The 15,859-nt window shown below is 30.2% G+C and carries 14 protein-coding genes and 2 pseudogenes; 9 read left to right on the top strand and 7 right to left on the bottom strand.

The window, feature by feature from the left end; all coding sequences use genetic code 11:
* The first annotated feature begins 119 nt into the window (after nt 1-119).
* From ACUN26_RS28080 to ACUN26_RS28065, 4 genes and pseudogenes are all read left to right on the top strand, one after another.
* Nucleotides 120-1,103 (top strand): hypothetical protein, encoded by a 984-nt coding sequence (locus tag ACUN26_RS28080; protein WP_001004988.1) that lies wholly within the window; start codon nt 120-122, stop codon nt 1,101-1,103.
* A 473-nt stretch (nt 1,104-1,576) separates the two neighbouring features.
* Nucleotides 1,577-1,909 carry a PadR family transcriptional regulator gene (locus ACUN26_RS28075; protein ID WP_000556075.1) on the top strand — a complete coding sequence of 111 codons (333 nt, stop codon included), beginning with the start codon at nt 1,577-1,579 and terminating at the stop codon, nt 1,907-1,909.
* Nucleotides 1,899-2,570, top strand: coding sequence for a DUF1129 family protein (locus ACUN26_RS28070; protein ID WP_000801532.1), 672 nt, complete (start codon nt 1,899-1,901; stop codon nt 2,568-2,570). Before ACUN26_RS28075 ends, ACUN26_RS28070 begins: the two co-directional genes overlap by 11 nt.
* 229 nt (nt 2,571-2,799) lie before the next feature.
* A pseudogene (locus ACUN26_RS28065) lies at nt 2,800-3,157 on the top strand (IS4 family transposase); the annotation flags it as partial.
* Here the strand turns inward: ACUN26_RS28065 and ACUN26_RS28060 are convergent.
* A pseudogene (locus ACUN26_RS28060) lies at nt 3,158-3,235 on the bottom strand (DUF5065 family protein); the annotation flags it as partial.
* Between the two features lie 484 nt (nt 3,236-3,719).
* Here ACUN26_RS28060 and ACUN26_RS28055 point away from each other — a divergent pair.
* On the top strand, nt 3,720-4,667 hold the full coding sequence (locus ACUN26_RS28055) for a helix-turn-helix transcriptional regulator (protein WP_000609184.1): 948 nt from the start codon (nt 3,720-3,722) through the stop codon (nt 4,665-4,667).
* A gap of 134 nt (nt 4,668-4,801) precedes the next feature.
* Here the strand turns inward: ACUN26_RS28055 and ACUN26_RS28050 are convergent, their stop codons facing one another.
* On the bottom strand, nt 4,802-6,085 hold the full coding sequence (locus ACUN26_RS28050) for an NCS2 family permease (protein ID WP_000141339.1): 1,284 nt from the start codon (nt 6,083-6,085) through the stop codon (nt 4,802-4,804).
* Nucleotides 6,086-6,112: 27 nt separating this feature from the next.
* A complete protein-coding gene (locus tag ACUN26_RS28045; RefSeq protein ID WP_000184028.1) occupies nt 6,113-7,318 on the bottom strand; it encodes a cytochrome P450 in 1,206 nt (401 codons plus the stop codon).
* 679 nt (nt 7,319-7,997) lie between these two features.
* Between ACUN26_RS28045 and ACUN26_RS28040 the strand changes: the two genes are divergently transcribed.
* Nucleotides 7,998-8,771, top strand: a complete 774-nt coding sequence (locus ACUN26_RS28040) for an HAD-IIB family hydrolase (protein ID WP_000673599.1) — start codon at nt 7,998-8,000, stop codon at nt 8,769-8,771.
* 93 nt (nt 8,772-8,864) lie between these two features.
* Here ACUN26_RS28040 and ACUN26_RS28035 read toward each other — a convergent pair whose 3' ends face one another.
* The 4 genes from ACUN26_RS28035 to ACUN26_RS28020 all read right to left on the bottom strand — a co-directional run bounded on the left by ACUN26_RS28035 (nt 8,865) and on the right by ACUN26_RS28020 (nt 12,302).
* Nucleotides 8,865-9,503, bottom strand: a complete 639-nt coding sequence (locus ACUN26_RS28035) for a LysE family translocator (RefSeq protein ID WP_000624907.1) — start codon at nt 9,501-9,503, stop codon at nt 8,865-8,867.
* A complete protein-coding gene (locus ACUN26_RS28030; protein WP_000236660.1) occupies nt 9,496-10,263 on the bottom strand; it encodes a YqcI/YcgG family protein in 768 nt (255 codons plus the stop codon). The genes ACUN26_RS28035 and ACUN26_RS28030 overlap by 8 nt, the downstream gene beginning before the upstream one ends.
* A 29-nt stretch (nt 10,264-10,292) precedes the next feature.
* Nucleotides 10,293-10,769, bottom strand: a complete 477-nt coding sequence (locus ACUN26_RS28025; RefSeq protein WP_000282323.1) for a YbaK/EbsC family protein — start codon at nt 10,767-10,769, stop codon at nt 10,293-10,295.
* A gap of 357 nt (nt 10,770-11,126) precedes the next feature.
* Nucleotides 11,127-12,302: an MFS transporter gene (locus ACUN26_RS28020; RefSeq protein ID WP_000846435.1), complete on the bottom strand. Its 1,176-nt coding sequence runs from the start codon at nt 12,300-12,302 to the stop codon at nt 11,127-11,129.
* Between the two features lie 1,017 nt (nt 12,303-13,319).
* Here ACUN26_RS28020 and modA point away from each other — a divergent pair.
* The 3 genes from modA (at nt 13,320) to ACUN26_RS28005 (ending at nt 15,855) form a co-directional block, all read left to right on the top strand.
* Nucleotides 13,320-14,138 carry a molybdate ABC transporter substrate-binding protein gene (modA, locus tag ACUN26_RS28015; protein WP_000848981.1) on the top strand — a complete coding sequence of 273 codons (819 nt, stop codon included), beginning with the start codon at nt 13,320-13,322 and terminating at the stop codon, nt 14,136-14,138.
* A gap of 158 nt (nt 14,139-14,296) precedes the next feature.
* The gene (locus tag ACUN26_RS28010) at nt 14,297-15,100 is read left to right on the top strand and encodes a Cof-type HAD-IIB family hydrolase (protein ID WP_001089198.1); all 804 of its coding nucleotides are present in this window, start codon (nt 14,297-14,299) and stop codon (nt 15,098-15,100) included.
* Between the two features lie 35 nt (nt 15,101-15,135).
* Nucleotides 15,136-15,855, top strand: a complete 720-nt coding sequence (locus tag ACUN26_RS28005; protein ID WP_000164572.1) for a phosphoribosylaminoimidazolesuccinocarboxamide synthase — start codon at nt 15,136-15,138, stop codon at nt 15,853-15,855.
* Nucleotides 15,856-15,859: the final 4 nt, after the last annotated feature.

Genomic DNA, 15,859 nt, shown 5'->3' with positions numbered 1-15,859 from the left:
CAAAAAGATTAAACTTTAAATATGTTATAATGAATTAAAGTTATATATTCTTTAAAATTAAAATTAGACTTAAATATTTTTTAAAATACATATAAATGAAATATAAGAGGAGAGGAAATATGAATGAGAATCAGCAAATGATTATGAATACACACGAAGTGAGGGAATATTTAGAAGTTAGTAATTTCGTTGTTAATAATTTAATCAAACAGGAAGAATTAGTACCAATCAACAAGGATACATGGCGTTTAGATGGAAGTTTCCTTTTCAAAAGAGAAGATGTGGAAACAATTAAAAAGGGAAGAGAAACCGAAGGTATTACCCTTTACCAAGCTAGTAAAAAATATGGTATAAGCACATATCAATTAGAAAAATGGTTAGGGGATGGAGAATTAGCCGCTACTATACGGGAACATCGTAACCGCGAAACTAAATTCATTAGAGAAGAAGAGTTACTTCAAGTTATAAAACAATTTGATCAAGAAAACACGATGTATACGTACTCACAAAAGTATAATACAGTCCTTTTCCATAAATATATTCAAAGTAATACAATAGCAAGGGTCATTTCTATTCCTAAGCGTGGTGAGATTATGTTGATTGATGAATTTGGAAGTGAGTTCACCTTAAATGAAGCTATTAAATCGGGATTTGTACCAGCATATGATCTACCTGATAAACCACGTAGTCATCATCAAAGATTTGTTAAATTCCGTTTACCTAAGTCCGATCAATTACGCAGCAATTCTTTCCAATTGATTGACTTAATTCTTCAGTACGTATCACCAAGAAACCTAAAGGTTTCAGAAGAGGAGGGTTTTTGGTATTTCGATATACGCCAATCTCTTATTGAATTACCTATGGGTATGCAAGTGGAATGGATAGAATACTTAACACCATATATAATAGAAGGAAAATTAATAAAGCGTGTAAATAATAGTATATATTTAGATAGTAGTAGCGTGACAAAACCAGTTACACTTTCAAACAAAGAATATCAAGCAATTAATAAAATAGTAGAGAAAACCAACACTACCATTGAAGAATTTATTACATCTGCTATTAACCAAAAAATAAAAGACTATCAGACTTCACAAAACTAAATCATAAAATAATTTAGTTTTAGTTAAAAAAGACATAAATTATCTATCTACGTTAATTTATGTCTTTTTTGTTTTTACTATCATTTATACAACTAAGAGGGGTACCGCCACATCGCTATCAAGCTAATATTTTGAAGTACCCCCAAAACGAAAATTTGATTTCTCTACAGTTATTTATGTGAATTCGGTTCGTTTTTTACGTTTTGTGCAACAATTAATTTTCAACTTAATGGCGATGAGACGGGATCTCACTAATAAAAAATGTATTGAATTAATTTAAGGTTCTTAATTTAAAATTGAAATATTACATTGTGGTTCAAGAATTAAACTTAAAATATTGATCAAAAGCAATTTACATCTTATTTTTACTATTTGTTTAAAAACTGTCAAGTAGCTTGCATAACAAGTTACTTGATGCTACACTTTAAAAGTAAGGTAGATTGTATAGCAACATACTGAAAGGAGATGAATTGATGCATAGCCAAATGCTAAAGGGTGTATTAGAAGGCTGTATTTTATATATCATCTCACAAGACGAGGTATATGGGTATGAACTAAGCGCAAAGTTAAATCAATATGGTTTTACATTTGTAAGCGAAGGCAGTATTTATCCACTTTTATTACGCATGCAGAAAGAAAAACTCATTGAGGGAACTTTAAAAGCTTCTAATTTAGGACCTAAACGTAAGTATTATCACTTAACAAAGAAGGGGTTAGATCAATTAGAGTTATTTAAGGAAAGTTGGGGTATGGTATCGACAACTGTAAATCAGTTATTAAAGGGGAGAAAAGAAAGTGAAACCTGAGGAAATGATCAAAGTTAACAATGAAAAAAGAAAACTACTAACAAAAGAAAATGAATTGGCTTATGGGAACATCTTGGTGTATATACGTTGTTCCAATGTTCCGGAACAACAATCGGAAGAACTATTATTAGAGATTTTAGATCATCTTCTAGAGTCTCAAAAAGAAGGTAAAACGGCTTACGATATTTTTGGAGATGATTTACAAGCATATTGTGACGAATTAATTACTGCGTTACCTAAGCAAACAATTTTTGAAAAATTTGCATCTATAGGCTTTATTGTAAGTCTATTATTGGCTATTCAATTTGGAATAGATACTATATCCGCAATGATAATTTCAGTTTCTCCCAAAAAACATGCACTTCAAGGTGTATCATTTGATATATTAGGTACTTTATTATCTGTCACAATCCTTACTGGGGGCATTTATATTATTTTTCATATATTAAAAGGTTTTTCTTTTGATGTAAAAATGAATTGGAAAAGCCGGATTTCATTTGGATTAGCAGTTTCTATCCCATTTGGCTCTGCAATACTCATATATATTTTCTTTAAAAAACATCCATTTCTTTCATATAACATAAGTTTATGGCAAGGCGCCCTAACGGCTGTCTGCTTCTACATTTTATATAAATTTTTATTTAAAACATCTAGACTCTAATAGTATATTTTAAGAAATTGTTACCATTTTCTAAATTAAAAAATGGTAGACAGAAGGTTAGAAAGGCTTAATTTACATTTAATATCGTTGTTCTAATTTATTGATATGAATAGATTATTAAATTCTAGAGGTCCCATCCATATCCATTAACTTAATAATTTTATAACGCCTATAATGAAAAAATACGCTATTCTTTCTGTAGAATCATAGGAAAGGATGGCGTTTTTGTATGTTTGTTTCTATATCTGACGAATTACAACTATTTGCTCAAGAAATTCAAAGCTTTTTATCCCCAAATATCTTACGAGATCTTGCTAGATATGTTGGTTTTGTGCAACGAACCAGTAAGTACAAAGCAAAGGATTTAGTCGCCTTATGTGTATGGATGAGCCAAAATGTTGCTACTACTTCTTTAACTCAGTTAACTAGCTGTTTAGAAGCATCAACGATTTAATCAAGCGGCCGTCCAATTTTTACAACACATACTAGCTGAACTACTAAGCCGAAAATTGACCCCATCTATACAGTTTTCTTCTCCATATACTTCTGTTTTTAAGCGTATTTGTATTTTAGATTCAACTGCATTTAATCGATATATCTTTACCACCTGTATAAGTTGTAATGTCAAAAGTATCTCCATGCTTCAAATCACCAACGGCTAATTCTTATAAGAAGAATTCAAGTTCAGTGTAAATTGCACAGAATACGGTTCAATAGGATATAAAAGTAAAGAGTGGTGTTTATATACTGGAATTATAAAAAAACTAAAGGAAATAGAAATGTTTAAAAATCCATAAAAAAAGAGCCTGTCCTTGAAACAAGCCCTAGCTACAAGAAATAGCGTAATTGAGATGTCTATATATTACCATTTAACTATTTAAAATTCTAGGTGTCTTATGTTGAGAAATAAATTCTCTGAAACGTAGGTCACTTCAGTTTTAATTAATAGCTCGTGAAAAGTGAGAAGAAGAGCTTTAAACTGATGTTTTTATGAAAAAAATGAGGAGAACTAAAAAACAGTATTCTTTTTAAAAATTAAGTACGTGATTAGTACAGGATAAAAGAAATAGTTCAGTTTATAAAAAATTAATTTAAGGGTATTCTATTTGCTACAAATATACTTCTTGGAAAAATAGAGACAAATGTTATATGATAAATTTAAGAGATTGGGGGACTGAAACTTTGAACGAGTCATATACAGCAGAAGAAGCTGCAAAGAAGTTGAAAATATCTAAATTAACTGTTTATGAACTTATCAAAAGAGGGGAATTGCCATCTTATCGAATAGGTAGGCAAGTTCGAATTGATGTAGAAGATCTACAGAAATACATAGAGCAAAGTAAAACGGGGAGCCTAAAAAATTCCGCTCAATTATCTGAAAAACATAATTTAACGAATGCAATTGTAATTAGTGGGCAAGATATGGCATTGGACATACTAGGAAAATATATGGAGAGTAGTATGGGGAAAAGAATGCTAAGAGCTTATGATGGAAGTCTTACAAGTTTGATTCGTTTGTATAAAGGTGAAGGAAGTATAGTCAGTCTACATCTATTTGATGGTGATACTAAAGAATACAACATTCCCTATACTAAAAGAATCTTAACAAATTCCCAGTATATAATCTTTAATTTACTTTTAAGGAATGTAGGATTTTATGTACAAAAAGGTAATCCGAAGAATATCAAAACTTGGGAAGATTTATGCAGAGAAGATGTAAAGATAGTGAATAGAGAAGTTGGAGCGGGTATACGCGTTTTATTAGATGAACAGTTACGTATTCATAATATACATAGAACAAAGATTAAAGGTTATGATTACGAAGAAAGTAGCCACTTTAGTATTGCAACTAGTGTAGCTATGAATAAAGCGGATGTGGGAATAGGGATTGAGAATGTTGCCAATATAACAAAGGTTGAATTCGTTCCATTAATAAAGGAACAGTATGATCTTATTATCTTAAAAAATGAAAATACTGTTAAAATTATTAATGAAATTAAAGAAATACTGCATTCAACAGATTTTAAACAGGAACTAGAGTCTATTGGAGGATATGATTTAACATTGACAGGAAACACGATATACGAATCTTTTTAGGTAGATTTAATATCTTTTTTTATTTATAGTAATGAGACATAAAAAGCTTGTTATCTGTTTATAGATGGGATTTATACATAGAAAAAGACTGCTTTATATAAAGCAGTCTTTTTCTATGTATAAAGAATTACTAATTAATAGGATAATAAGTAGTTTAATAAGAATAATAGACCGATAACACAAATAGTTTTGTTTAATTCTTTTCTTTTTCCAGTTAGAAGTTTTATTACTGGATAAAATATAAAACCAAACGCTATACCGTCAGCTATATTGTAAGTCAGTGGAATCATAATAATTGTAAGAAAGGCAGGGAAATATTCCGAGAAATCATCAAAGTCAATTTCTTTTATGCTTTTTAACATTAAACTTCCAATGATAATTAGAATAGGTGCAACGGCTCCATCTGGAATCATTTTTATAAAAGGCATAAAGAAAAAAGAGATAAGAAATAGTAATCCAACAAAAATAGAAGATAAACCGGTTTTTGCACCAGCAGCTATTCCCACAGCACTTTCTAAACCAGCTACAGTAGAACTAGTCCCAAAAATCCCGGCAAAAATGTTGGACATCCCGGTTGCCTGATAAGCTCGATTGAAACGTTTATTGTCATTTTCAAAACTTTGTATGGTTCCTAGATTTTGAAATAGTAGAATCATTGTTAAAGAAAAGGTAGCTGTCCAAAAGGATGCATTTTTTACTTGTGCAAAAGAAAAAGCATTGAACACAGCTGGGTAATGCTCATATAAAGATCCCATATTATAAGAAGGATCTAATTTTGTTATGCCACAGAGGGCTGCAACTAATGTACTAATTCCTATAACGATTAAAAATCCACCCCTGATATTATAAATAAAAAGGATTACAGCTAATGCCAGAGTGAAAATTGTAAGTAATGTATTTGCTTTAAATAGGTTATCCAATCCTATTATCGTTACAGAAGAATCTGTAATAAGTCCACCTTTTTGAAGTCCGATAAAGGTCAAAAATAGGCCAATCCCTACAGTAATAGCATTTTTTAAGGAGTGTGGAATAGAGTTGATTAAAAGTCTAGAAAAAGGTGTAAATGTAATCAGAGTGAAAATAATGCCTGATACTAATACGACTCCTAAAGCTTCCTGCCAATTTAGTCCTAGAGATTGAACAATTGTATAGGAAAAGAAAATATTTTCCCCCATTCCAGGGATAATTACGAGAGGGGAATTTGCCCAAAATCCTATTATAAGACAACCTAAAAAGCATGTAAGAGTAGTGGCTACTACAGATGCCTCTGTACTAATTCCTGCGTCTCTTAATATGGAGGCATTTACAATCACTATATATGAAACAGTGAAGAAACTTGTTAGAGCAGCTAGTAATTCTTTTTTTATGGTTGTATTGTAGTGTGTCATATTAAAGTGAGTATAAATCCATTCTGTCATGACATAAGCCTCCTCTGTTCAAATTTTTTATACATTGACTGGGTACTTCGTTTTTATTGTAACTTTCAAAGTTGAAATTGTTCTAAATCCAAAAGTATCGTTCCATTCTAAATGGTCAATAATAAGTGACTTATCTTCTATAAAAGGTTGTATGGTATTTAAAAATACTTTTAGTGATTTCTTTGTTAGATTTGCACCGGCACAGTAATGAGAACCAACTCCAAAACTTAAGATTGGAGGGGTATTTAATCGCTTTTGGCATTCATTTGGGTTTTCATATTTACTCCGATCTCTATTTCCAGAAGAGATAAATAAAATAATTCTGTCACCTTTATTAATGAGCTTATCTTCTAAAGGTATATCTTCATTGGCAACACGTGCACAATAGGGAAAAGGGCATTCCATTCTTAAAGATTCTTCAACTATATTTTCTACTGTTAGTAAACTGTAAGGATTATTTTGAGGTAATTTATCATTCTGCTTTTGTATGTAAAGATACATTAATGTTTTTACAGCACTAAGAAATGGTTCATGTCCATCTACTGTTACATTTGCTATTAGTGCCAAACTATCTTCGACTTGATCTACATTTTTTAGTATTAAATCAAATAAACCGTTTTTTTCGTATCTTTGTTGGTCGCGAATTTCAGAAATAATACTGTAGGTTTTGTCAATAGAGTGAACAGTTTTTTGTGAATCTTCGAAACTAGGAACAGGAATCCAAAGGAAATCCACAGCTTTAAAAGCTTCTTGTAGAATTAGTTTATAATCTTTTACATCTAGACCCAATAAATTAGCGAGAGTATTTTCTGTAAACGGTATAGCTATTTCATTGACAACGTCAACGAATTCAGTATCTTTGTTCAGAGCATTCAATACTTTGAGTGTAGAAGATTTAGCTAAGTCTTCTATAATAGAGTTTGTTAAATTGATAGGTACTTGTACATGTTTACGCAATTCTTTATGCTCAGGATTATCCATATACATTAACCATCTAGAGTAAAAATTAGAGAGTTTATCTTTATACTCAACAGGTATATCTAGCTTTTCGATGAATTGTTTTTTTCGATTAGCCTTTAATCGAGAATCTTTTAGTAGTTGGGTGATATTGGTGTAATCAAAAACAAGCCATGCATTGAGTTCTTTATCCCAAATAATATTTTCTGTAGCTAAGGCCTCTGTATAAAATTTATATCTATCTTCGATAATTTTTTTTATAGTATTGTTAGTCATTTCGTCACTCCTAGATTCACTTTTATTTGTAATATTAATTTTCTTGTAATTGATATTTCATATTTTTGTGAGTGATCTGGTTGTTGGATGAGAAAAGAGAAAATAATGCTTGAAAAATATATATTTATAGATACGGACCTATTTTCCAGTTATAACTAAATTATATTAAACAATAAATTTAGTTATAAAACAACACTTATTTTAACTAAACATAACTAAACATAACTAAACATAACTAAACATAACTAAAAATAACTAAACGTAGCTGGATATATATTTGTGTAGTTAATTCAGAATATTCCTTATTTAGTTTATTAAGATGATAATTTTTATAGTTAATGAAGTGAAAATCATTTATTACATTGTAAGAATATCAAGGGTTGTGACTAAGAAATAAAGCGTTCAAAAGGTTTTTATCCTGAAAATAAAGAAAAAAATAATTTTGCAATTAATAGAATTGATATGATATGTTTTCTTTGTTAATAATTTAAAAAATCTACATAGTCTATTAAATTTATGTTTGATTTATTTAAAGACATTATAGATAAGCAGAAGAGAAGGTAGATGATAGATCAGCATTGGGTAAAGTGAATAGCTGTAAGTAACTTAAAGTAAAATCACGTTGTTTATTTTTGAGTTATTATATAATCTAGGAAAAATAAGAAGGGGAGTGCAAATTTTGAAATTTGTCTTTGATTTAGATGGTACAATTTGCTTCAAGGGAAAACCAGTTTCGGAAAAAATTCTTGCATGTTTAGATAAAATTAGTAAAAATGGTCACGAAGTTATATTTGCTTCTGCAAGACCTATTCGTGATATGCTACCTGTGATACATCCACGTTTTCACGAATATACATTGATTGGTGGAAATGGATCTTTAATTTCTCAAAATGGAAAATTAATTTATTCGAAAGAGTTCGAGAAATCGCAACTAAAAAAGATTCTTGCTTTGATAAATGAATTTCAAGCAACGTATTTAATTGATGGTGATTGGGATTATGCATATACTGGTCCGGATAATCATTCTATACTTAATAATCTAGATCCAGCTAAACTTGCTAAATCTGTTAAGGTGACTTCTTTAAATTCTATAGTTAAGATTTTAATCCTTACAGCGAGCAACATGGAAGAACTATCTCAGAGTCTAAGTTTATTAGATGTTGTAGTACATAAACATAGAAATGAGAATGTAATAGATATTAGTCCAAAGGGGATTCATAAATGGAATGCACTACAGGTATTAGGGGTTAAGGAAGGGGAATATGTAGCCTTTGGAAATGATGCAAATGATATAAGTATGTTCGAACATGCTGCATATTCAGTAATGGTTGGACATCATCCAGAATTAGCGCCATTCTCTAAAGAAAGTATTCCAATGGACATAGAATATGAAATAGAGATCATAAATAGGTTAGAGAAACTTTCTGAATTATATAGCCTAAGTCATAATTAAATCTTTAAAAATCAATTAATATATTTTTAAATTATTAAATGAAAAATATCCCTTTGGATTATCAACTCCAAAGGGATATTTTCGCAACTTTATTTAAATTAACTGTTGGATTGTTAGCACAGCTTGGTAGCCAAAATACATACCAAAACAGATTAAAATAACACCTGCTGAAATGGAAATCCATTTCATTACAGTAGCGTTTACAAAGCGTCTACCAAAATGTATGGATGTAGCCATGAATAAATCCCATAGCATAATACCTGCAAAAATAGCTGTACTATACCATAGAGCTTGTTCTTTTCCAATTGTATTTATTGCGCTAGTAAGAACAGAACCGTAAATTCCTATCCAAAATACTATATTTAATGGATTTGAAATTGCAATTGCAAATCCTGCTAAAAAAGATTTTAGAGGATGTTCTTTTTCACCAGTTAAAGAATGCTTTACTTGTTTAGGAGCATCCTTAATACTTTCATATCCTAAGTAAAGCATGGTAATAAAACCAAAAATCCAAATACAGAGTTGAGCAATTGGAGTTGTTAAAAAAGTGGAAACCCCAAAATAAATGAGTAGCATCATAATTACATCAGCTGACATAGCACCTAATCCAACAAACCAAGCACTCCAAAATCCATTTTTAATGCCTTTATTTATTTGAGCCACATTGATTGGGCCCACAGGAGCAGAAAGGGAAACACCTAACAGTATATAACTAAAGATCATGCTAATCATGTTTTTTTACACCTGTAATCGGACATCTCATTACGCTTTCTTCATTTGTTTCAGGCAAAATATACTGTTTCCACTCATGTGAATTTTCAGCACCATAATCACCTATATCTGGATGCATTGAAATATTATCGTAGGCTAATAAGCGTTTCCTAATAACTTTACGGACTTGTTTTCCCTGTTTGGTATTACCTGTAATATCATCTAAGGTTCCGCGGGGTTGAAGGGTAATTTCAAGACCATTCTCTGTATATCTGCTTTGTCTTTCAGCATATATAGGTGCTCGGCAAACTACAAATATAGGTTCTCCAGCAAAACAAAATTCCCATTTAGCATGGTAAGGATCTGTTGGGATTTCTGGATTCCATGGTTCAGGATCATTTTCGATTAAAAATTGTAGTACATTCCAAAATTGTTTTTTATATTCTTCTGCTAGTAATTGCTTACTTGAGGGTTTGAAGAATATCACTAGCGTGGTCCGCTTGGCAATTTGCTGATATGTCTTTATATATTCATAAATTCCATCTCTAAGCTTTAGTAGCTCTTTTTGATCATAAGCTGAATCAATAAAAAGATATCTGGACCAACCATGTTTTTCGGAATCTACTGCAAAATAGCAAGGAAACGGTTTAGAATTATCCATAATACTTTTGTGGAAACTGTTGTAAGCGTGTATTTTCCAGCTTTCTAAGAAATCATTGTTCTTTTCATCAAGAATTCTATTTTGATTATACAAATAAGATTTGGTTAATTGGATTACCACTGTAATCCCTCCTTATTGTAAGTATAAAATCATTGATTGTTTTCATAAATTAAAATGTTGTTTTTCACTATATTTAAAATTTTATTGATATCCTCTGTGTGTATCTCAATTGTTAACTCAGGTACACCTGGAGATAGTAGAAATTTATTATAATTATAGATCTTTTTATCTATAATAAGGGTAACCTCATCCTGATATCCAAAAGGGGCTACACAACCGGGAACACAGGAAGTCTTTTCAACCAACTCTTCAGATGAACAAATTGAAACCCTCTTGCCAATTAGTTCTTTCATTGATTTTGAATCTAATTTTTCGCCTTCAATCGTAACTAGCACATAATTATGTCCGGTTTTATCTTTTAGAAATAAACTTTTACTTGGAACACCTTCTAAATTAAATCTTTTTCGTATTTCTCTATCTGTATCATAATCCAGATTGGGTTCATGCTTGTATTGCTGATAAGAAATATTTGCTTGATCTAATAGTTGTATCACATGATTATACATAATTATCCTCCTTTAAGATTTATGAAGTGCATAGAAACTTTTGTTTTAAAATTAATTCTTGTTAATGTGTGTTTATGAAAAGACACTTATAAAGTAATAGGGTTTCAGTATCAAAAAAATTCAATATAAGGGTTATATTGGAACCTTTTTAATATATTAAACTTTTTCACTGTAGAAAGGTATTGATAAATTTTGTTTTAAATACGGAAATTCTGAGATAATTTTATTTTTGAAAATTTAGAAAACTGATTTTGGTATTGAATAAGAGAATTTGTTTTTAAAGATTAAAATGTATCATTTAATGTTTTGCATGTAGTTTTCTTAGGCTTGTTACAACAAGGATCCTTCTCTATATAATTACATATTACTCTCGGTAGGAATATTTAGGGTTTGGTTTGCTTCTTTTTTCATTATTAATAAAATAAGTATTATACTAATAACCAGTGAACTAACTCCAACTGATATGAACGATGAGAATTGAAAAATTTTAACGTCCCAGAACAAGCCAGACAGGTAAGCTCCTAATGCAGCACCTATACCCATGGTAAGAACTGTGTAGGTAGTTTGTCTTTGGCTAATTAAATCTTGGTCTGCATTTAAACTTAAAATGTTCATAGCACAAATGTGATATAAAGCAAAAGTAAAAGCATGCATTAACTGTGAAATTATTAATAAAGTGATGCTTCCTACAAAAAGTTCTATTAATGTCCATCTTAGAATACCTAAAATAGAACACAATAAGAGAATAGATGAAACATTCATATATTTTAGAAGCCTATGACCATAAGCGAAAGTAACAATTTCACATATAACTGCAAAAGCAATTAATGAACCTATTGCAAAACCAGTATAATTATTTTCCAACAACTTAATAGAAAAGAATCCATAATAAGGTGCATGTGTTAATTCAAATAAGAAAAATACAGAATAAAAAAGCAAAAGTTTTTTTTCAATAAAAATACTTTTTGATTTTTTTTTCGTAACCTCAATCGGTTCAAGGCGAATTAGTAGAGTAGAGGAAATTAACAACATAAACCCTAAAAATATTAATATAAACCAAAAAGATAGTGGACCAAATTTAATAAGGGCATGACTTGCCCAAACTGAAAAGAAAATAAATCCGATGCTTCCCCACATCCTAATGGTTGAGTAGCGTTTCATGTCACCATTTAGCTTTGATAATGAAATTGTTTCTATGTTGGGTAAAATAGATATCCAAAAAATATTTAGTAAGGAGAGTGCTATAACTATAGCCAAGCTATTTTTAACTTGAGTACCAACAAACAGAACGACTAAAAGGAGGACGCATTGTATAAGGTATATGCTTGCTAAATTTCTATTTAGTTTTGATATCAGTAGGAATACATATGGTCCTAGTATTCTGGCTAGGATTGAAATGCCAAGGATTATCCCTATCTCTTTGCTACCAAAGTGTAATTGATTTAAAAAAAGACCGGTTAGCGGAACTACAATAGCAAATGTTGCAAAGTATGAAAAGAAAGTAAAGGAACAGTACTTATCAAATGTTTTCATTTTTATCCACCTCTTTATTAAGATTAATATTGTTATAGTAGTGATTGACCTGTATTAAAAACGTTTTTTATTAGTTTGTAGCAACATTTACTTTAAATTAATATATTTAGTTTTTAAATTTATTTTATAATGTAGTTTAAATAATTTTTCTCCCAATGATTAGTGGTTTGTAAATTGGAAAAATATTATATATAGTGATTTTCCACATGCTTGAAATAATTCTTAGTGTCTGGCGTATTTTCAACTGTAATACTTTTGAGAGAAGCCTTTTGTTTTTGTTCCTTCATAGATTAGAAAGTTATTTAATATACAAGCAAATGGTTTATGTTTATAGACTGTATTTTTAACTGAAAGGGGGGATTAGTTCTTATAATGAAACTAGTCCAGTATCAAATTCTACAGGCTATCCAACTAATAAACCTCTTTTAAAAACATACTAATTTGAAGGTATGTTCCACATTGAGTATTTCGAATTTATTGTTTGTAAATGTAAGTACATATTAGTATGAAGTCAATTGTAACACCTCCGTTTTATTATTCTGAAAATACAAAAAGAAGTATACAATACTTTTGATTTAATTGGAATATATTTCTTCGGAGATTTTAATGCATAACGAATTTTAACTAAACACAATTAAAAATAACTAAATATAACTAAGTACGAGTATTTTCAGATTATTTTTTCGCAAAAAAATTCCCTTATGAAATAAAATCGCATATTTCGACATATGATGATGTTATTTCATAAACATTTATTGCGTTGGTTTTTATAAAAAAGCAGATTCATAATACTTTATTTGTTTAAATTGAGCAGATATTATTGTACAAATGTTTCTCAAAAAATAAATCTGAAAATATAGAAAAATTAGAATTTAAAATGTAGTAGGAATATTGTGGTATGTTCTGTTTGCGAGAATTAAATTTTGTACAAGTGATGCTTTTGATAAAGGAGGAGATACAAGAGTACTTTTTTTAGGTAATTTATTTATTGTCTTTTATTAAGAAGGGAGAAAAATTATGAAAACAATTAAATTATTTTTACTATGTGCTGTTTCTGTTTTTATGCTCGCAATTTTCACAGGATTCTCTCCTGCTATGGCGGAAGAAAATGTTAATAAAACTGAGATAAAAGTATTTGCTGCTGCAAGTTTAAAAGATGTTTTAGAGGAAGTTACAGCTAATTATGAGAAAACTCATGGAAATGTAAAGTTTACTTTCACTTACGGTGGTTCGGGTTCACTTCAACAAATGATTGAGCAAGGTAAATCGGCAGATCTATTTATCTCCGCTGCAGAAAAAAATTTCACTCCTCTAGTTGAAAAGGGGTATATCAATCCGAGCCAAGCTATTAATTTTTTAGGAAATGAATTAGTATTGGCAACACCAATCGATAATAATCTTGTGCATAGTCTTTCAGACTTGAATACAAATAATGCGCAAAAGATAGCTATTGGTAATCCTGCAACAGTACCTGCTGGAATGTATGCAAAACAAGTATTTGAAGGGCTGAACCTGTATGAAGTTTTAAAACCTAAATTTGTATTAGCAACTGATGTAAGACATGCATTGTCGTTGATTGAAACAAAGCAAGTTGATGCTGGGCTTGTATATAAGACAGATGCACTTATTTCACCTCAAGTAAAAATAGTAGATACAGCAGATTCTAGTTTACATGACCCTATTATTTATCCAATGGGTGTTCTTAAAGCAACACTGTCTCCAGTTCAAACTACAGAGTATTATAACTATCTTCAAACGGATCAAGTAAAAGAAACATTTGTAAAATACGGATTTTCAGTGCTAAATCAGAAACAGGAATTAAACAAAGCAGCATAAACCTAAATTTTAGATTTTTGTGCAAACTTAGAGTATCCACCATTAGATAAGAAATATTTAGTGGTGGATACTTTCTTGCTTTTGTAAATAATAAATTAAGTATTGACGAAAAATTGATAAATAAAGAGATTTTAATTCTTGTTTAGGAGTTATTTAAAATGAATTCTACGTTTGAAATTGTCATATGTGATTTAGATGGTACTTTGCTAAACAATAATAAAGAGATTAGTAATAAAACAGTAAAAACTATACAATCTTTAAATCAAATGAAAATACCTGTTATTCTTGCAACGGCGAGAGCACCAAGAGATATAGAAATATATTTAAAAGGATTAGAACTGGATACTCCAAGCATTTGTTATAATGGGGCATTAATTTTTGATAATAGAAACAGTAAAATACTTTCATCTAATATGATTGATATTTCCATAGTGAAAAAATTATTTGAAGTATTAAGAGAAGAAAAAAGTATTGAAAATTATTTAGCTGAAAAGAATAACGAGTTTTGGGTGGATGTAATTGATAAAGATGTACAGTGCTGGATTGATGCTGGTTGTCCACCACATGCAATAGGATATCCGTCAACTTTTTTAGATGATCATTTATCTAAATTGATTGTTAGGGGAAATACCGAATTTATTATCAGAATTTTAGAAAAACATTTCAAAGAGCACTTAATTTATACATTTTCCGACTCCCGTAAAGTTTGGATAGAAATTTTGTGTAAAAATGCAGGGAAAGCAGCGGCTGTAAAGTGGATAGCGAATCACTACAGTGTCCCACTTTCAAACATAGTGGCCTTTGGTGATGCAGAAAACGATATTGGAATGTTGGAACTAGTTGGTTTTGGGGTCGCTATGGGTAACTCTGGAAAAGATGTGCAGTTAAAAGCGAATTGTATTGCACCAACAAATGAAAATGATGGTGTAGCACACACTTTACATGGGATTTTTTCTATATAAAGACTATAACTTATAAATGGAAAGGATAGGATATAATGACGAAAAACGGTTTGTTATATACATGTGGTAAGTCAAAGTCGATGTATTATGGTGAGGAAAATGATTCAATTATCATGCATTTTTTGGATAGTGTATCTTCTTATACACAAAATAAAAATGCTCGAATTATAGGAACTGGAATACTAAGATGTGAATTTTCTTCACACATATTTGAGTTGCTCCATAAAAAAGGGGTACCTAATCATTATATATCCAATATAGGAATGGGGAGAATGAAAGTTAACAAATTAGATATGATTAAATTGGAGATAATCCCCCGAAATATTGCGGCTGGTTCAATTGTAAGGAATTATCCTATCCAATATGGACAAGTTTTTAATCAGCCTATTTTAAAATTAGACCTCAAATATTCAAACGATCCGATGATGAATTCCGATTACATTGTTGCAATGGGCATTGCTACTAAAAGAGAAATAGAAGTTATCAGAGAGATAGCTTTTGAATTAAATGCTATTTTAAAAGATTTTCTTTTGGAAAGAGGTGTAAAGTTAGTTGATTTTAAGTTCGAAATGGGAAGAAATGCAGCAGGTGATTTGGTAATAGGAGATGAAATTTCTCCAGATGGTATGCGTCTTTGGGATATAGAAACAAACCAATCTCTAGATAAAGATGTATTTCGTTACAACAAAGGGGACTTGGTACATGCTTATGAAGAAATATTGAAACGTATAATGCCTGTAGAGAGTATGAAATAATAAG

The organism is Bacillus sp. WC2503 (assembly GCF_052682895.1).
The sequence above is the reverse complement of the archived record's forward strand: the minus strand, read 5'-3'. Positions and strand labels throughout refer to the sequence as shown.